Consider the following 17759-nt stretch of genomic DNA (forward strand, 5'->3'; position numbering starts at 1 on the left):
CGGCGTTGGTCGTGTCCGACCTGCGGCACCCGACATGATCGGGACATCAACGCCGCCAAGAACATCGCCGTCGCCGCCGGGCTGGTGGAGACGAAAAACGCCTGCGGAGCGGACGTCAGACACGAAGGCTCTCCTTCCGTGCGGTCTGCGATGAACCAGGAACTCCCATCCGCGAGGGTGGGAACCCCCCGCCTTTAGGCGGGAGAGGAAGTCAAAGCATCGCATGCTACGACCCGGGTGGACGGAAGGCGGATACGCGACAGCGCCCGTGACGGCTCGGCTGCTTTCGGCGACCTGGTCGGGCGAGCAGACTGCCAGGGGTGAGGTGTCGAATCCCGTCCGCCGTCGTCCTGCTCACGACCCTGGCCGTGGTCGGCGCCTGCGCCGGTGAGCCGGCCCGGCCGCCGGCGGTCGTTGCACCGGCCACCCCGTCGGCCGCTGTCGCACCGGCGACCCCGAGCGTCGGCGCGTCCGCCGTCGGCCCCGCCCCGTCGACCACGATGACGGGTCCCGCCGTGCCGCCCGCCGATGCGACCACGCCCTCCGGCGCACCGTCCATCCGGGCCCGGACCACCGAGCCGTCGGCCAGCGTCGACACCGGCGGCACCACCCGTTGGCGACCGCCCGACCCTCCCCCGGTGCAACTGCCGCCCCGTCCGCCCGGTGCACCCGGCGCGCGGGAGGTCGTCGCGGCCTTCCGGGCCGCCGGGCTCAAGGCGACCAACCTCCGGGACCGGTCGGTCGACTGCGGACCCGACGGGTTGGGGCTGGGCTGTTCGGAGTTGGTCGTCACCGACCAGGTCGCGGTGTACGTCTTCCCCGACGAGATCAGCGCCGCCGAGTTGGCCGACCGCTGGGGCAGGGCCGCCTACCGCAGCCGCACGGTGATCCTCAACTACCCCCAGGCCCCACCCCCCAACCACTCCCACTACGAAAAAGCCCTGACCACCCTCCCGTGACCGACCCCTCCCTGCCTCGCGTGATCAACAAGTTCCTGGAAGCGGCGTCTCTGTGACGAGACCTTCTTGATCAACTCGAAGGTCTCAGGTGCGGAGGCGGAGGCCGCGGGGGGTGGGGCGGAAGCCGGCGGCGGTGAGGGCGTCGTGCAGGGGGGACGAACGGACCGGTGCGCCGTCGGCGCGTTCGACGGAGAGCGGGCCCAACGCCCCGGATCCGACGGTGTCGGCCAGGGCCTTACCGGCCGTGGTCAGGGCGTCGACGTCGTCGCTGAAGGAGAGGATCGTCCGCCCGCCGCGTTCGACGTAGAGCACCAGATCGCCGGCGACCAGCACGACCAGCGCGCCGGCCTTGCGGCCGGCCCGGTGACCGGTGCCGGGCGGCGTTGTCGGGTTCCCGGAATCGACCACCCGTTCGGGCCAGGGCAGTGCCGCGCCGTACGGGTTGGCCGGGTCGGTGGCCGCCAGCACCACCGCCGGGCCACCGCGAACCCGCCCGCCGTCCAGCGGCTCGGCCAGCGCCCGGATCCGGTCCACCGCGCCGGGCACCGCGAACTGCGCCGCGCCCAGCCCGTCGACGAAGTAGCCACGTCGGGCGGCGCCGCGTTCCTCCAGCGCGGACAGCACCGGATAGACCGCGGCGAACCCGCCGGACACCTGCTCGGCCATGACCGCGCCCCGGGTGAGCACCCCGTGCCGCTCCAGCAGCACGTCGGCCAGGGCTGCCGCGCGCCGGGTCGGGTCGAGGTCCCGCTCCGGCAGCCGGGACCAGCGACCCGCCACGCTCGGCGGACCACCCCGGCTGGGCAGGGCCACCCGCCCGGGCCGCCGGTAACGGCTGCGCGCGGCGGCCGGCCGGGACCGGTGCGCTCCACCGCCGCCCAGCACCGCCCGCAGCGGTGCCAGGGTGTCGTTGGTGAGATATCCGGCCCAGACGAGGTCCCAGACGACGGCGGTCAGTGCGGTGTCGTCGGTGGCGCCGACCCGGTCGGCCAGCGGCCGGAAGAACAACGCCTGCCCGTCGCCGAGGGCGTCCAGCACGGCGTCGTGCAGGGGTGTACGGGCGAGGGCCTCGTCCGGCGGCGGAAGCAGCAGCGGCGCGGTGTCGGCGTACGCCAGGCTGACCCAGCCGTCCCCGCCGGAGATCGCGCCCGCCCCGGCCCAGAGCACCTCGCCGCTGGCGCACAACTCGTCCAGCAGGGCGGGGGAGTAGTCGGGGACCCGAGCCGGCAGCACCAGCCGCTCCAGCGCCGACGCGGGGACGGCGACGCCCTGCAACTGCTCCACCGTCGCGGCCACCGCCTCCACGCCACGGGCCGCGGAGCCCACCTGCTGCCAGCGGGGCAGGAAGGTGGCCAGCGCCCGGGGCGGCACCGGCTCGATCTCCCGGCGCAGCGCCGCGAGGGACCGCCGGCGCAGCAGGCGCAGCACCTCCGCGTCGCACCACTGGGTGCCGACCGTGTCCGGGGTGAACTCGCCGGAAACCACCCGTCCGGTGGCGGCCAGCCGGCGCAGCGCCTGCTCCACCACGAAGACACCCAGCCCGAACCGTGCGGCGCAGCCGGCCGTGGTGAACGGGGCGTGGGTGCGGGCGTACCGGGCGACGAGATCGCCGAGCGGGTCGGCGACCGGTTCGAGGTACGCCTCGGCGATCCCCACCGGCAGGGCCACGCCGAGGGCGTCCTGCAGCCGCCCGGCGTCTTCCACGACCACCCAGCGCTCCTGCCCGGCGATGCGTACGCGTACCACCCGCCGGGCGGCGGCCAGGTCGGTCAGCCAGTCGACCGGCACTGCCCGCTCGGCCAACTCGTCGGTGCTCAGGTCGCCGAGCTGGCGCAGCAGCTCGACCACGTCCTCCGCGTCCCGGGGCCGGCGCTGCGGGGTCAGCCAGCGCAGTTGTCGCTCGGTCTCGGCGAGCACCACCGGGTCGAGCAGCTCGCGCAGGTCGACCCGGCCGAGCAACTCACCGAGCAGGGCCGAATCCAGCGCCAGCGCCGCGGCCCGACGCTCGGCGAGCGGGGCGTCGCCCTCGTAGAGGAAGGCGCCGACGTAACCGAAGAGCAGCGACCGGGCGAACGGCGACGGCCGAGACGTCTCCACCTCGACCAGTCGCACCCGGCGACCAGCCAGGTCACGCATCATCTGGGTCAGGGCGGGCAGGTCGAAGACGTCCTGGAGGCACTCCCGGGCCGCCTCCAGGGTGACCGGGAAATCGGCGTACTCGCGGGCGACGTCGAGCAGTTGGGCGGCGCGCTGCCGCTGCTGCCACAGCGGCTGACGGCGGCGCGGGTCGCGGCGGGGCAGCAGCAACGCCCGCGCGGCGCACTCCCGGAACCGGGCGGCGAACAGCGCCGAGGTGCCGACCGACTCCTCGACCAGTTGGGCGATCTCCTCGGGGTCGAAGGCCACCACGTCGGCGCCGGGCGGGCTGTCGGCGGTGTCCGGCAGGCGTACGACGATGCCGTCGTCGGCGGGCATCACCTGGGCGTCCACGCCGTAGCGTTCGGCGAGCCGTCGGCCGATCGCCAGGGCCCAGGGTGCGTTCACCCGGGCGCCGAGAACGCTGTGCACGGCCAGCCGCCAGTCGCCCAGCTCGTCGCGGAACCGCTCGACCACCACCGTCCGGTCGTCCGGCAACGCGCGGGTGGCGGCCTGCTGCTCGCGCAGGTACGCCAGCAGGTTGCCGGCGGCCCAGTCGTCCAACCCGGCGGTACGCAACCCGGCCAGTGCCTCCTCGTCGCCCTGCCGCAGCAGGCCACGGACCCGGGCCCCGATCGCCCGGCCCAGCTCCACCGGCCGGCCGGGCTGGTCGCCCTTCCAGAACGGCATCTTGGCCGCCTGACCGGGGGCGGGGGAGACCAGCACCCGGTCCGGGGTGATCTCCTCGATCCGCCAGGACGAGGAGCCGAGCAGGAACACGTCGCCGACCCGGGACTCGTAGACCATTTCCTCGTCCAGCTCGCCGACGCGGGCGGCGCGTTCCGCGCCGGCCAGGAACACGCCGAACAGGCCCCGATCCGGGATGGTGCCGCCACTGGTGACCGCGAGACGCTGCGCGCCCGGCCGACCGGTCAACACGTCGGTGGTGCGATCCCAGACCAGGCGTGGGCGTAGTTCGGCGAAGGCGGTCGACGGGTAGCGCCCGGAGAGCATGTCCAGCACCGCGTGCAGGGCCGAGTCGGGCAGCTCGGCGAAGGGCGCGGCGCGGCGGATCATCGTGGCCAGGTCGCCGACCCGCCACTGGTCCAGGGCGACCATCGCGACGATCTGCTGGGCCAGCACGTCCAGCGGGTTGCGGGGATGATGCAGCTCCTCGATCGCGGCGTCGCTCATCCGCTCGGCGACCACCGCACAGGAGAGCAGATCACCGCGATGCTTCGGCAACACCACCCCACGGGAGACCGCACCGACCTGGTGCCCGGCTCGGCCCACGCGTTGCAGGCCGGCGGCCACGCTCGGCGGGGCCTCGATCTGCACCACCAGGTCGACCGCGCCCATGTCGATGCCGAGCTCGAGGCTGGAGGTGGCGACCACGGCGGGCAGCTGACCCGCCTTGAGCGACTCCTCGATGTGTCGGCGTTCCTCCCGCGAGACGCTGCCGTGGTGCGCGCGGGCGAGCACCGGTGGGGCGCCGGCCACCGCCCCCGCCTGGGCCATCATCTCCGCCGGGGTCCGGCCGGCGTGACCGGCCGCGGCCGGTGCCCCGGCGATCTCCTCGGCGGCCAGCTCGTTCAACCGGGCGCAGAGCCGCTCGGCGCTGCGGCGGGAGTTGGTAAAGACGATGGTCGACCGGTGTGCCCGGACCAGCGCGAAGACCCGTTCCTCCACCGCCGGCCAGATCGACGCCGACCGTGGGCCGGCGAGGTCGTCCTCGGGCGCCGCGTGCTCGTCGAGGCGGGTCATGTCCTCCACCGGGACCTGGACGCTCACCTCGATCGTCTTGGCGCTCACCGGCGCGACCACGTCGACCGGTCGGGTGCCGGCGAGGAACCGGGCGCATTCGTCGATCGGCCGGACCGTCGCGGAGAGCCCGATCCGCTGGGCCGGGGCGGGCAGCAGCTCGTCCAGCCGCTCCAGGGAGACCGCGAGGTGGGCGCCGCGTTTGGTGCCGGCCACCGCGTGCACCTCGTCGAGGATCACCGTCTCGATGCCGCGCAGTGAATCCCGCGCGGCTGAGGTGAGCAGCAGGAACAGCGACTCCGGGGTGGTGATGAGGATGTCCGGCGGGGTGCGGGCGAAGGCTCGCCGCTCGTCGGCGGGGGTGTCGCCGGTGCGCATGCCGACGGTGATGTCCGGTGGGGTGAGCGCGAGCCGGGTGGCGGCCTGCCGGATGCCGGCGAGCGGGGCGCGCAGATTTCGCTCGACGTCGACCGCGAGCGCCTTGAGTGGACTGACGTAGAGCACCCGGCAGCGGTGCCGGGGGTCGGTCGGGGCGGGCTCGCGAGCCAGCCGGTCCAGTGACCAGAGGAAGGCGGCGAGGGTCTTGCCGGAGCCGGTCGGCGCCACGACGAGGGCGTGGTGGCCGGCGGCGACCGCCGCCCAGGCGCCGACCTGTGCCGCCGTCGGCGCGGCGAAGGCGGCGCCGAACCACTCCCGGGTGGCCGCGCCGAACCGGGAAAGCACCTCCTCGCCCGGCGATGCTTCGAGGGAATTCGCCACGACTCCATCCTGCCCCCGCCCACCGACATCGCCCCGCCATCCCCCGGCGGGATACTCGGTCAAGGCATTGCAGCGGAGTTGACCGTTGATTCCGTTAAGTCTTACTTAACTGCTTGCTGTGGAGTCACAACATAAAGTAACTTCGCTCGCGATGCGGTGCGTGCTGGGGGAGGTCGGATGGTCGTCGAGGAGCGCAGCTCTGAGCCCGGCAGCGACGTCCTCATTCGCAAGGTCGACAGCCGACTCGTCGCCCTCCGCGCCGGGCTGCACGGCCCCGACCTCGAACTTGCCGAACGACTCGCCGGCTGTCTGCGTGAGCTGGTCCGTTCCACGGCCCGCGCCAGCGCCGCCGACCGTGCGCAGGTGCGCGTCGCCGTGCACTACTTCGTGCTGCGTCGGGAGAGCCGGGGCCGACTGCTGTCGGTGCGCTCGCTGACCGCCGCCCAGCGGCTCGTCGACCGGGCCGCGCTCCGGATCGGCCGGCCCGACCTCACGGTCGAGGGCCGAGGCGACCACGCCCCCCGGTTCTGATGGTGCAGGGCGTGCGGCTCGCGCCGTTTCGCCCCGATCAGCGCTAAAGTGGGTCATTTTCGGGAAAACAACCCATAGCGCGCGCCGACTAGCGTCTGATCGCTTCTAGGCGCCGTGCACCCGCCGAGGGGCGCCCCCTGCCCACCTCGATCGGGAGCGCGCGTGCTCGTACTGCTGATCCTGCACCTCGGGGCGGCCCTCGTGGCGCCGCTGCTGGTGCGTCGGTGGGGACCGCGCGCCTGTTTCCCGCTGGCGCTGGTGCCGGCCACGGCGTTCGGCTGGGCGCTGGCCCGCACACCGGCCGTCGTCGACGGGGGCGCGGTGGTGGAGACGTACGGCTGGATCCCCCGGCTGGGTCTGAACGTGGACCTGCGGATGACCACGCTGTCCTGGCTGATGACGCTGCTGATCGGCGGAGTCGGCGCCCTGGTGCTGCTCTACAGCGGGCGGTACTTCCCACCCGAGGCGGTCGGCACCGCCCGGTACGCCGGGGTGATGGTGGCCTTCGCCGGTGCCATGCTCGGGCTCGTCTTCGCCGACGACCTGCTGCTGCTCTACGTCTGCTGGGAACTCACCACGGTCTTCTCGTACCTGCTGATCGGGCACAGCACCGAGCGGCGGTCCAGCCGCTTGGCGGCCGCCCAGGCGTTGATCGTGACCACGTCCGGCGGCCTGGCCATGCTGGTCGGGTTCATCATGCTCGGTCACCACGCCGGCACCTACCGCTGGTCGGAGCTGGTCGGGCGCCCGTTGCCGGGTGGGGCGTACCTGGTTGTCGCCGTGCTGCTGATCCTGCTCGGGGCGCTGTCCAAGTCGGCGGTGCTGCCGTTCACCTCGTGGTTGCCGGTGGCGATGGCGGCGCCGACGCCGGTGAGCGCGTACCTGCACGCGGCGGCGATGGTGAAGGCCGGCGTCTATCTGCTCGGCCTGCTCGCCCCGGTGCTCGCCCTGGTCGGCCCGTGGCGGCCGGTCGTCCTGGTCGCCGGGCTGGCCACCATGATGGTGGGTGGCTGGGCCGCGCTCCGGCAGACCGATCTGAAGCTGCTGCTGGCGTACGGCACGCTCAGTCAGCTGGGCCTGCTGACGGCGGTGGTCGGGACGGGCACCGCCGACGCCGCCCTGGCCGGTGTCGCGATGCTGCTCGCCCACGCCCTGTTCAAGGCGGCGCTCTTCCTGGTCGTCGGCGTGATCGATCACGGCGCCGGCACCCGGGACCTGCGTGAGCTGTCCGGGCTGTGGCGCACCGCTCCGGTCCTGGCCGGGGTGGCGCTGCTCGCCGCCGCGTCGATGGCGGGCCTGCCACCGCTGGTCGGCTTCGTTGCCAAGGAGGCCATCTTCGCCGCCTTCACCGACCGGCCGCTGGCCCTGGCGGTGCTGGTCGCCGGCACCGCGCTCACCGTCGCGTACAGCATCCGGTTCTACTGGGGCGCGTTCGCCACCCGCCGCGCGGTGGCCCCCACCGAACTGGGCCGGGTCGCCGCGCCGATGCTGGTGCCGCCGGCGCTGTTGGCAGTGGCCGGGCTGGTCGCGGGCCCGGCGGCGGGCGGGCTGGAGCGGCTGCTGCGCCCGTACGCCGAACTCCTCGGCCCGACCCACGGACACCTGGCTCTGTGGCCCGGCCTCAACCTGGCGCTGGGCCTGTCCGCGCTGGCCGTGGCGGGCGGGGTGGTGCTGTTCGCGTTGCGCGGCCCGCTGGCGCCGGCGCTGGCCCGGCTGCGCTCGCCGGTCGCCGGCCTGCAGGGCTACGAGTGGATCAGCCACCGCTTCGACCGGGCCGCGGTGGACATCACCAGCGTCACCCAGCGAGGTGCGCTGCCGCAGTACCTCGGCCTGATCCTGATCGTGCTGGTCGCCGTCCCGGGCGGCACGTTGCTGCTGCTGCGGCCCTGGGAGCAGCCACTCGCGCTGTGGGCCAACCCGGCGCAGCCGGTGGTGCTGCTGGTGATCAGCGTCGCCGCCCTGCTCGCCGTGGGCGCCTCCCGCCGGCTGACCGCGATGCTGCTGGTCGGCGTGACCGGATACGGCACCGCGATGCTCTTCGTGCTGTATGGCGCCCCCGATCTGGCGCTGACCCAGTTCCTGGTGGAGACCATGACCATCGCGATCTTCGTGCTGGTGCTGCGTCGCCTGCCGGAACGGTTCTCGGTGCGACCGCTGCGTCGTGCCCGCTGGGCGCGGCGGGCGATCGGCGTGACGGTGGGTGCGACGGTCGCCGGGCTCGCGGTGGCCGCCACCACCGGCCGGCGCGAGCCCTCCATCTCCGAGCAGTTTCCCCAACTGGCCGTCGAGCAGGGGCACGGCCGCAACGTGGTCAACGTGACCCTGGTCGACATCCGGGCCTGGGACACGTTGGGGGAGTTGACGGTGCTGGTGGCGGCCGCCACCGGGGTGGCCAGCCTGATCTTCCTGGGCTCCCGGATCGGACCTCGCCCCCGTCGGCTGGGCGCGGGCCAGCAGGAGACCTTCGCCGGCCGGCCGGTCTGGCTGCGCGGCGGCACCACCCTGAGCGAGCGACAGCGCTCGCTCGTGCTCGAGGTGATCACCCGGCTGATCTTCCACATCGCCGTGCTCTTCTCCTTCTACCTGCTCTTCTCCGGGCACAACGCGCCCGGCGGCGGCTTCGCCGGCGGTCTGGTGGCCAGCCTGGCGCTGACCATGCGCTACCTCGCCGGTGGCCGTCAGGAACTGGCCGAGGCCGCGCCGATCGGCGCCGGCACCGTGCTCGGCCTCGGGCTCGCGGTCGCGGCCGGCAGCGGGGTGCTCTCGCTGCTGATCGGCGGGGTCGTGCTGGGCAGCGCGAAGATCGATCTCTGGCTGCCACTGATCGGGAACTTCTATCTGGTCACCTCGCTCTTCTTCGACATCGGCGTGTACCTGGTGGTGATCGGCCTGGCGCTGGACGTGCTGCGCAGCCTCGGCGCCGAGGTGGACCGGCACATCGAGGCGAGCTACCAGGCCGGCGGCGGATCCGACCCGCGAGGGGAGGCCCGGTGAGTGCCTCCGGCGCCAATCTGGTGTCCTTCGTCGCGATCGGCGTGCTCGTCGGCTGCGGGGTGACCCTGCTGCTGGAGCGCAGCCTGATCCGCGTGCTGCTCGGCATCGTCATGGCCGGCAACGGGGTCAACCTGCTGATCATCTTTGGTGGTCGGTCCGGTCGCGCGCCGGTGGTCGGGGTCCCCGGGACGGGGGCGATGAGCGACGCGCTGCCGCAGGCCATGGTGCTCACCGCCATCGTGATCACCTTTGGGTTCACCGCCTTCCTGCTGGCGATCAGCTATCGCAGCTGGTATCTGACCGGCGACGACGACGTGCCCGACGACCTGGAGGACCAGCAGATCGTGCGCCGCGCCGCGGCAAAGGAGGTCTCCACCGCCGACCTCAGCGACGAACGCGCCGATTCCGACTCCGAGCAGGTCGACGCCCCGGCACCCCGCCGGCCCCACCGGGGGGAGGGGCCGGAATGAACGCCCTCGTGGCCCTGCCGGTGCTGCTGCCGCTGCTGGGCGCGGCGCTGACCCTGCTGCTGGCGACGCGGGACCGGCCCCAACGGGTGGTCAGCGTGGCCTGCCTGGCCGCCACCCTGGCGGTGGCGGCGGTGCTGCTGGTGCGGACGTACCGGCACGGGCCGCTGGTGATCGAGATCGGCGGCTGGCCCGCGCCGGTCGGCATCGTCCTGGTCGCCGACCAACTGGCGGCGCTGATGCTGGTGGTCTCCTCGGCGGTGACCCTCTGCGTGCTGCTGTACTCGATCGGCCAGGGGCAGTCGGATGCCAGCGAGAACACTCCGGTGGCCATCTTCCACCCGACCTACCTGGTGCTGACCGCCGGTGTGACCAACGCGTTCCTCGCCGGTGACCTGTTCAACCTCTTCGTCGGCTTCGAGATGCTGCTCGCCGCGAGCTTCGTCCTGATCACCCTGAACGGCACCCCGCTGCGCATCCGCACCGGCTCGACGTACGTGGTGGTCAACATCCTCGCCTCGATGATCTTTCTGATCTCGGTGGGCCTGGTCTACGCGGCCACCGGCACGCTCAACCTCGCCCACCTCGCCCACCGGCTGGACGCGCTGCCCGACGGGTTACGGCTGAGTCTGCAACTGATGCTGCTGGTGGCCTTCGGCATCAAGGCGGCGGTCTTCCCGCTGTCGGCCTGGCTGCCCGACAGCTACCCGACCGCGCCCGCCCCGGTGACCGCCGTCTTCGCCGGCCTGCTCACCAAGGTCGGGGTGTACGCGATCATCCGTACCCAGACCCTGCTCTTCCCCGGACCGCGCGCCGCCGCGCTGCTGCTGGTGGTGGCCGGACTGACCATGCTGGTCGGCATCCTCGGCGCGGTGGCCCAGTCGGACCTGAAGCGACTGCTCTCGTTCACCCTGGTCAGCCACATCGGTTACATGATCTTCGGGATCGGACTCAGCACGGTCGCCGGGCTGGTCGGGGCCATCTTCTACGTGGTCCACCACATCACCATCCAGACCGCCCTGTTCCTGGTCACCGGCCTGGTCGAGGAGAAGACCGGCAGCACCGACCTGCGCCAGCTGGGCGGCCTCGCCCGGATCAAACCGCTGCTCGGGGTGCTCTTCTTCGTCTCGGCGATGAACCTCGCCGGCATCCCACCGTTCTCCGGCTTCCTCGGCAAGCTCGGACTGCTCCAGGCCGGTGTGGCGGCCGGCGGTCCACTGCCCTGGATCCTGGTCGCCCTCGGCACGCTGACCAGCCTGCTCACCCTCTACGTGGCCAGCCGGGTGTGGAGCATCGCCTTCTGGCGGGCACCCGGTCCGGCCGTCGCGTCGACCGTCCCGCTGCCCACGTTGATGGTCGGCGCCACCGTGGCGCTGGTCGCGCTCGGGGTGGGCCTTACCGTCGTGGCGGGTCCGCTGTTCGACGTGACCACGGGCGCGGCGGTCGACCTGCACGAGCGCACCCCCTACATCCACGCCGTGCTGCCGGGCGGGCGGCCGTGACCGGCCCGGGGCAGGGCCTGCGGGCCCGGGTACGCCGGTGGCGCGAGCAGTGGATCGCGGTCGGCGGGCTGGTGCTGATCTGGTTGCTCTTGTGGGGCGACATCAGCTGGGGGAATCTGCTGGGCGGGCTGCTGGCCGCCGCGGCGGTGCTGGTGTTCTTCCCGCTTCCCGCGGTGACCTTCGACGGTCGGCTGCGACTGCGCGGCCTGCTGATGTTCGCCGGACGGTTCGTCGTCGAACTGGTCTGGGCGAGCTTGCACGTGGCCCGGATCGGAATGCAACCGGGCTACACGCCCCGCTCGGCCATCATCGCGGTACGGCTGCTCGTGCCCACCGACCTCAACCTGACCCTCACCGCCGAAGCGGTGTCGTTGGTGCCCGGCACGTTGATCGTGGACGTGGACCGGAATGGCGGGGTGCTCTACGTGCACGTGCTCGACGTACGCGCCCCCGCCGACATCGCCACCGCCCGGAAGGAGATCCGCCTCCTGGAGCGGCGGATCATCGCCGCGGTCGGCTCGGCGGCCGAGCTGCGCCAGGTGCGCTCCGTACCCGTCGACAAGGAGTTGCCGTGAACCATCTGCTCACCGTGGTCATCGCCGGGCTGCTGTCGCTGACCGCCCTGCTCGCCCTCGTGCGGCTCTACCGAGGTCCAGCGCTGGTGGACCGGGTGGTCGCCGCGGACATGCTGCTGGCCACCATGATCGGCGCGGTCGGTGCCGAGGCGGCGATCAACCGGCACGCCACCACGCTGCCGGTGCTGGTGGTGCTCGCCCTGCTCGGCTTCGTCGGCGCGGTGTCGCTGGTCCGTTTCGCCGCCCCGGAGAAGCGGTGACGCCGCCGGCCGGCACCGGGCCGCTCGCCCCCGGACAGCCGGTCGCCGTCGACTGGGCGCTGTCGCCGATTGCCGTCGCGGACTGGCTGGGGGCCGTCAGCCTGGTGGCCGGCGCGCTGCTGAGCCTGGCCGCCGCGATTGGGGTACTGCGCTTCCCGGACACGCTGAGCCGGATGCACGCGGCCACCAAGCCACAGGTGCTGGGCGTACTGCTCCTGCTGCTCGGGTTGTCCCTGCGGCTGCGTACTCTCTCCGATCTCGGCATGATCGCCCTGGTCGGGATCTTCCAGTTGGCCACCGCCCCGGTCGCCGCGCAGATGGTCGGCCGGGCCGCGTACCGCAGCGGACGGGTGGACCGGCGTCTGCTCGACGTCGACGAGTTGGCCGAGCCCTGATCCGCCCTGGTGGGAAGGGAGGCCCGTCGCCCCACACCATCCCCTTCCTGCTGGCCCGCCGGTAGAATGGCGGGATGATCGACTCTTCTGCCCAGGAGGGCAGCAGTAGCCAGCCGGGTAAGCCCCGGCATGCGTACGACCCGACGACCCCGGGAGCCCTGAAACTCCCGTGTTGATCCTCGTTGGTCTTTCTCTGATCATCGTTTTGACGGTCGCGACGGGGTACTTCGTCGCGCAGGAGTTCGGCTATGTCGCCGTGGACCGGGGCAAACTGAAGCAGCTCGCCGCCGAGGGCGACCAGGCTGCCGCCCGCGCGCTGGAGGTGACCGGACGGCTGTCGTTCATGCTCTCCGGCGCGCAGCTCGGTATCACCGTCACCGCCCTGCTCGTCGGCTACTTCGCGGAGCCCTACCTCGGTGGCGGCCTGGCCGAGCTGCTCGGCGTCGCCGGCGTCTCCACCGCCGTCAGCCTGCCGCTGTCGATCGCGCTGGCCCTGGTCATCGCCACCGTCGTGCAGATGGTGGTGGGCGAGCTGGCTCCGAAGAACCTGGCCATCGCCCGCCCCGAGCAGGTCGCCCGGGCGCTGGCCCGGTCCACCATCATCTACCTGGCGGTCGCCGGCCCGGCGATCAAGCTGTTCGACCGGGCCGCGGTGCGGCTGCTGCGTCGCGTCGGCATCGAGCCGATCGAGGAACTGCCCAGCGGCGCCACCCCAGAGGACCTGGAGCAGATCATCGCCGAGTCCCGGCTGGAGGGGCACCTCGACGCCGAGATGTCCGAACTGCTGGACCGAGGGCTGGACTTCCGCCAGCTGACCGCCGGCGAGGCCATGGTGCCGCGGGTGGACGTGCACACCGTCCGGGCGGACGAGCCGATCAGCCGGGTGGTCGAACTGCTCGACACCGGCCGCTCCCGCTTCCCCGTACGGGGTGCCGAAGGCGTCGACGACCTGGTCGGCGTGATCGGCATCGCCGACGTGCTCGGGGTGCCCCCGGCCGAGCGCGCCACCATGCCGGTCAGCGCGGTGGCCGTACCACCGCTGCTGGTGCCCGAGACGCTGCCGCTGCCCACGGTGCTGGACCGACTCCGATCCGGGCACCGGCAGCTCGCCTGCGTGGTCGACGAGTACGGCGGTTTCGCCGGCGTGATCACGCTGGAGGACATCGCCGAGGAACTGGTCGGCCCGATCCGCGACGAGGACGACCCGCCGGAGCGCGCCCCGGCGCGGCAGGAGGACGGCTCCTGGGTGGTGCCGGCCCGGTGGCGGATCGACGAGGTCGCCGACAGCACCGGCATCGAGCTGCCCGAACACCCCGAGTACGACACCCTCTCCGGGCTGGTCATGCGGGAGCTGGGCCGGGTGCCCGAGGTCGGTGACCGGCTGGAGATCAGCCTGCCGGCCGACGGTGACAACGGCGACGTCCCGCCGCGCGCGCTCGTCGAGGTGCTCGCGGTCGACCGGCACGTGGCCGACTCGGTACGCCTCGAGGTGACCGGCGGGCGGGAAGAGGTGACGGCATGAGCACCGGGCTCGCGCTGATCACCTCGGTGGTCCTGTTGGCGCTCAACGGGTTCTTCGTCGCCGCCGAGTTCGCCCTGGTGGCGAGCAAGCGATACCGCCTGGAGCAGGCGGCGACCGGCGGCGGGCGGGCGGCCCGTGCCGCGCTGGACGGCGCACGCGAGCTGTCGCTGATGCTCGCCGGCGCGCAACTCGGCATCACGCTGTGCACGCTCGGCCTCGGCGCCCTGGCCGAACCGGCGATCGAACGCCTGCTCAGCCCACTGCTGCACGCGGTCGGCCTGCCGCACGGCGCCAGCCACGTGATCGCGCTGATCTTCGCGCTGAGCCTGGTCACCTTCCTGCACCTGGTGGTCGGCGAGATGGCGCCGAAGTCCTGGGCGATCACCCACCCGGAGCGCTCCGCGTTGCTGCTGGCCCTGCCCTTCCGGGCCTTCGCCCGGGTGTCCCGGCCGGTGCTGTCGGTCCTCAACGCGGTGGCCAACGTGCTTCTGCGACTGGCAAAGGTGAAGCCGCAGAACCAGCTCGCCCAGGTGCACGGCCCGGACGAGTTGCGGATGCTGCTGGAGCAGTCCCGCGAGCACGGGCTGCTCGGCGCCGCCCAGCACGAGATGCTGACCAGCATGTTGGCGTTGCAGCAGACCACGGTCGCCCAGGTGATGGAGCCGTTCGACCGGATGGTGACGGTGCGGCGGAACGAACCGGCCGACCGGATCGAGCAGATCAGCCGGGACAGCGGCCGCTCGCGGCTGGCGGTGCTGGACGCCGCCGGTGACGTCTGCGGCCTGGTGCACGTACGGGAGGCGGTGCGGGCCACCGCCACCCGTCCCGACGCCCGGGCGGTGGACCTGATGAACGAGGCGATCACGCTGCCCGGCACGGCCACCGTGACCGAGGCGGTGGCCGTGATGCGCGCCCGCCAGTCCCAGCTCGCGCTGGTGCGCAACGGCGGCGGCCCGACCCGCCCGGTCGGTTTCGTCGCGCTGGAGGACCTGCTGGAGGAGGTCATCGGGGAGTTCGACGACGAGACCGACACGGTTCCGCGCGCGGTGCGCCGCCTGAGGTAGGAGCGACGCGGGTGCGGTTGACGGGGGTGTCACCGGAGTCGGGCGGTACAGGCCTGACGGTGCACACCGCCGTGACCAACCCCAGCACCCGTCCCGGTCTGCGGCTGCCCGGGCGGGTGACCCTCGTGGCCGGTTCCGTCGACGTGCCGGTCTACCACGTCCGGCTCGGCCTGGTCAGCCAGGTCGAGCCGGACGATCCGGAGGCGCCCCGCCGGCTGGTGCAGTTCCACCAGGCACAGGTGGCCGATGCCCTGGTGCTGCGCGCCGGCCGGGCCCGCTCGATTGCGTTCCACTTCTCGCTGCCCTGGGAAACGCCGCTGACGACGTTCGGCGGCGTACCGCTGCTGAGCCTGCGCATGGGGCTGCGGACGGAGGTGGCCATCGAGCCCGCGCTGGACCAGGGCGCCATGGTGCCGATCTTCGTGCATCCGCTGCCCACCCAGCAGTACGTGCTGGCCGCCCTGGCCACCCTCGGCTTCAGCGTGCGTCAGGCCGGTCTGGTCGACGGTCGGCTGCCCGGGGTGGAGCAGACCCTGCCGCTGCACCAACGCTGGGGTTTCTGGGTCGGGCCGCTCTACGCCGGGCCGATCACCGAACTGGAAGTGATCTTCGTGGCCAACTCCGCGGGTCTCGAGGTGATCCTCTGGTGCGACCGCCGGTTGGCGCTGGCCGGGATCACCCACACCAGCATCAGCCGGTTCCGGGTCTGGCACGCCGGTGCCGACCAGCGGGACTGGGTGGCGACCGTGGACGGCTGGCTGCGCGAGACGATCAACCGGCACGCCGCCGCGGCGGCCCACGCCGACTGGTCGGCCACCATCACCGAGTCGGCCCACGTCAGCCGCCCGCCCGACGAGCTCCAGCCCGGTTTCGGCCCCGACGGCGCGGCGGGCGGCAGTGGCGGCGGTGGCGGCGACGGCACCTGATTCCTCACCCCTGGGCGAGCTTGAGACCGAAGCCGATGAAGAGCGCGCCGACGGCGGAGGTGGCGCCGGCGGCGAGCCGGCGGCGCCGGCCGAACTGGGCGGCCAGGGACGTGCCCGCGAAGATCAGCGCGGTCAGGTAGAGCGCGCTGGCCACCTGCGCGATCAGGCCGAGCAGCAGGAAGGACAGCGCCGGCCACGGGTAGGTCGGGTCGACGAACTGGATGAAGAACGAGACGAAGAACAGGATCGCCTTCGGGTTCAACAGGCTGATCATGAGGGCCTTGCGGAACGGGCTGCGTATCGCCGCCGGCTCCGCGGCGTCGATCAACCGCGGCGTGGCCGGGTCGTTGCGGTCGCGCCAGCGCCGCCAGGCCCCGCGCAGCATGGTCAACCCCACATAGCCCAGGTACGCGGCGCCCGCGTACTTGATCACCAGGAAGGCCGGAGGGTACGCCCTGAGCAGCGACGCCACCCCGGCGGCGGAGAGGAACATGAGCACCCCGTCGCCGACGAACACCCCACCCGCGGCCCGGTAACCGGTGCGCACGCCCCGGCGGGCGGCGGTGGAGAGGACGAACAGCGAATTGGGTCCGGGCAGCAGCACGATGGCCACGGTGCCCAGCACGTACGTCCAGATGTCGGTGATCCCCAGCACGCCCGACATCATCCGGCCGCCGGCGCCGGCGCGCGAAGCCTTTCCCGGAGCCTGATCTGTGCCTTCGGCCACTCGTCAACGGTCATCGAATACTGCACGGTGTCCCGCCACGAGCCGTCGGGGCGCAGCAGGTGCATCCGCAGCACCCCCTCCCGGGTCGCGCCGAGCCGCTCGATGGCCCGCTGCGAGCGTTCGTTGCGGATGTCGGTGTGCCAGACCACCCGCACCGCGCCGAGCTCGCCGAAGGCCCGGCCGAGCAGCAGCAGCTTGGCCTCGGTGTTGAGGCCGGTACCCCACCACGGCCGGCCGAGGAAGGTGTGCCCGAGCGCCACCGACCGTCGCTCGGGGTCGATCTCGTAATAGGAGGTGCTGCCGACGATCGCACCGGTCGTCGCGCAGCGTTGCGCCCAGGCGACCCGCTCGCCGCGGTGCTGCGCGGCCAGCGCCGCGGCGAGGATGCCCCGCATCGCCACGGCGTCGGCCGGCGGGGGCGCGGACAGGTACCGCCAGACCTCCGGGTCGGCGGTGGCCGCGTGGAGGGCGTCGGCGTGCGTGAGGTCCAGCGGTTCCAGCAGCACGTGCGCGCCGCGCAGCACCACCGGCTCGTGCCACGGCGTGCGGGCCGGCCGCAGGTACCCCGGCACCGGTGCGGTGACCCCGGCGTCGGGCTCCGGCGGCCCGGCGGTCAGCCGTAGCGGGACCACCCCCGCCCAGTGCGGCAGCGCCAGGTCGGCGGGTTCGTCGCGGACGCCGCCGGTGCGGGCGCGGACCGACACCTCGTGCAGCGGCAGTGCCAGCAGGGCGGTCTCGGCCAGTTCCCGCCGGCTCGGTGGGCGGCTCTCCGCCGCGCGGCCGGCGCCGACCTTCTCCACCAGGGCGGTGAAGACCTCGGCCCGTTCACCCGGGTCGGTGACCAGGTGGGCGGTGCCGTGCGCGACCACCGACCGGTAGTTGGCGCTGTGGTGGAAGTGCGAGCGGGCGTACACCAGCCCGTCGAGCAGGGTGACCGACACGCAGATCGGCAACCCGTCACCCCGGGCGGCCAGCAGTGGCCGGCTGCCGGTGGAGCCGTGCAGGTAGAGCGTGTCGCCGATGCGCACGTGCAGGGTGGGCAGTACGCGTGGTTCACCGTCCACGGTGAACCCGAGCGCGCAGTGGTACGCCTCGTCGAGCACGGCGTGCGCGGCGTCCCGGTCGTAGCTCATCCGGTCGCGCGAGCGGCTGGCGGTGGTGCGGGCGGTCTGCGCGTACAT

At 72.9% G+C, this 17759-nt stretch carries 15 protein-coding genes; 12 read left to right on the forward strand and 3 right to left on the reverse strand.

Translation table 11 applies throughout. From position 1 onward, the window contains the following. On the forward strand, window positions 1-198 hold a 198-nt coding region (locus tag IEY61_RS32110), incomplete at its 5' end, for a zinc ribbon domain-containing protein (RefSeq protein ID WP_189042539.1). Between the two features lie 122 nt (window positions 199-320). Next, complete coding sequence (locus tag IEY61_RS09190; RefSeq protein ID WP_189042541.1) at window positions 321-959, forward strand: hypothetical protein; 639 nt, start codon at window positions 321-323, stop codon at window positions 957-959. Window positions 960-1043: 84 nt separating this feature from the next. Here IEY61_RS09190 and IEY61_RS09195 read toward each other — a convergent pair whose 3' ends face one another. Beyond that, entirely contained in the window at window positions 1044-5615 is a 4572-nt protein-coding gene (locus IEY61_RS09195) for an ATP-dependent helicase (protein WP_229705787.1), read from the reverse strand. A gap of 177 nt (window positions 5616-5792) precedes the next feature. Here IEY61_RS09195 and IEY61_RS09200 point away from each other — a divergent pair, with 177 nt between their 5' ends. The 10 genes from IEY61_RS09200 to IEY61_RS09245 all read left to right on the forward strand — a co-directional run bounded on the left by IEY61_RS09200 (window position 5793) and on the right by IEY61_RS09245 (window position 15851). Continuing rightward, a complete protein-coding gene (locus tag IEY61_RS09200; RefSeq protein ID WP_189042543.1) occupies window positions 5793-6146 on the forward strand; it encodes a hypothetical protein in 354 nt (117 codons plus the stop codon). Window positions 6147-6308: 162 nt separating this feature from the next. Further along, complete coding sequence (locus IEY61_RS09205) at window positions 6309-9140, forward strand: Na+/H+ antiporter subunit A (protein ID WP_189042545.1); 2832 nt, start codon at window positions 6309-6311, stop codon at window positions 9138-9140. Further along, window positions 9137-9610, forward strand: a complete 474-nt coding sequence (locus tag IEY61_RS09210; RefSeq protein ID WP_189042547.1) for a Na(+)/H(+) antiporter subunit C — start codon at window positions 9137-9139, stop codon at window positions 9608-9610. The genes IEY61_RS09205 and IEY61_RS09210 overlap by 4 nt, the downstream gene beginning before the upstream one ends. Beyond that, window positions 9607-11109: a Na+/H+ antiporter subunit D gene (locus IEY61_RS09215; RefSeq protein WP_189042550.1), complete on the forward strand. Its 1503-nt coding sequence runs from the start codon at window positions 9607-9609 to the stop codon at window positions 11107-11109. The genes IEY61_RS09210 and IEY61_RS09215 overlap by 4 nt, the downstream gene beginning before the upstream one ends. Next, window positions 11106-11684, forward strand: coding sequence for a Na+/H+ antiporter subunit E (locus IEY61_RS09220; RefSeq protein WP_189042552.1), 579 nt, complete (start codon window positions 11106-11108; stop codon window positions 11682-11684). The genes IEY61_RS09215 and IEY61_RS09220 overlap by 4 nt, the downstream gene beginning before the upstream one ends. Further along, a complete protein-coding gene (locus IEY61_RS09225) occupies window positions 11681-11944 on the forward strand; it encodes an MrpF/PhaF family protein (protein ID WP_189042553.1) in 264 nt (87 codons plus the stop codon). Before IEY61_RS09220 ends, IEY61_RS09225 begins: the two co-directional genes overlap by 4 nt. Before the next feature lie 59 nt (window positions 11945-12003). Further along, window positions 12004-12339 carry a monovalent cation/H(+) antiporter subunit G gene (gene mnhG, locus IEY61_RS09230; RefSeq protein WP_189042929.1) on the forward strand — a complete coding sequence of 112 codons (336 nt, stop codon included), beginning with the start codon at window positions 12004-12006 and terminating at the stop codon, window positions 12337-12339. Between the two features lie 169 nt (window positions 12340-12508). Further along, window positions 12509-13861 carry a hemolysin family protein gene (locus IEY61_RS09235; protein WP_189042555.1) on the forward strand — a complete coding sequence of 451 codons (1353 nt, stop codon included), beginning with the start codon at window positions 12509-12511 and terminating at the stop codon, window positions 13859-13861. Then, the gene (locus tag IEY61_RS09240) at window positions 13858-14925 is read left to right on the forward strand and encodes a hemolysin family protein (RefSeq protein ID WP_189042557.1); all 1068 of its coding nucleotides are present in this window, start codon (window positions 13858-13860) and stop codon (window positions 14923-14925) included. Before IEY61_RS09235 ends, IEY61_RS09240 begins: the two co-directional genes overlap by 4 nt. Before the next feature lie 11 nt (window positions 14926-14936). Then, entirely contained in the window at window positions 14937-15851 is a 915-nt protein-coding gene (locus IEY61_RS09245; RefSeq protein WP_189042559.1) for a sporulation protein, read from the forward strand. Between the two features lie 4 nt (window positions 15852-15855). On the opposite strand, the gene leuE is transcribed toward IEY61_RS09245, so the two are convergent. Together leuE and IEY61_RS09255 are read right to left on the reverse strand one after the other, a co-directional pair. Beyond that, complete coding sequence (gene leuE, locus IEY61_RS09250) at window positions 15856-16518, reverse strand: leucine efflux protein LeuE (protein WP_189042561.1); 663 nt, start codon at window positions 16516-16518, stop codon at window positions 15856-15858. Beyond that, window positions 16515-17759, reverse strand: coding sequence for a bifunctional pyridoxamine 5'-phosphate oxidase family protein/GNAT family N-acetyltransferase (locus tag IEY61_RS09255; RefSeq protein ID WP_189042563.1), 1245 nt, complete (start codon window positions 17757-17759; stop codon window positions 16515-16517). The genes leuE and IEY61_RS09255 overlap by 4 nt, the downstream gene beginning before the upstream one ends.

Source organism: Micromonospora sonchi, assembly GCF_014646235.1.
In the GTDB taxonomy this organism is placed as follows: Bacteria; Actinomycetota; Actinomycetes; order Mycobacteriales; family Micromonosporaceae; genus Micromonospora; species Micromonospora sonchi.

Bases quoted from the DNA above. Each gene is read 5' to 3' on its own strand.
- IEY61_RS09200 (WP_189042543.1), top strand. From the start codon at position 5,793: ATGGTCGTCGAGGAGCGCAGCTCTGAGCCCGGCAGCGACGTCCTCATT.
- IEY61_RS09215 (WP_189042550.1), top strand. From the start codon at position 9,607: ATGAACGCCCTCGTGGCCCTGCCGGTGCTGCTGCCGCTGCTGGGCGCG.
- IEY61_RS09240 (WP_189042557.1), top strand. From the start codon at position 13,858: ATGAGCACCGGGCTCGCGCTGATCACCTCGGTGGTCCTGTTGGCGCTC.
- leuE (WP_189042561.1), bottom strand. From the start codon at position 16,518: ATGATGTCGGGCGTGCTGGGGATCACCGACATCTGGACGTACGTGCTG.
- IEY61_RS09255 (WP_189042563.1), bottom strand. From the start codon at position 17,759: ATGTACGCGCAGACCGCCCGCACCACCGCCAGCCGCTCGCGCGACCGG.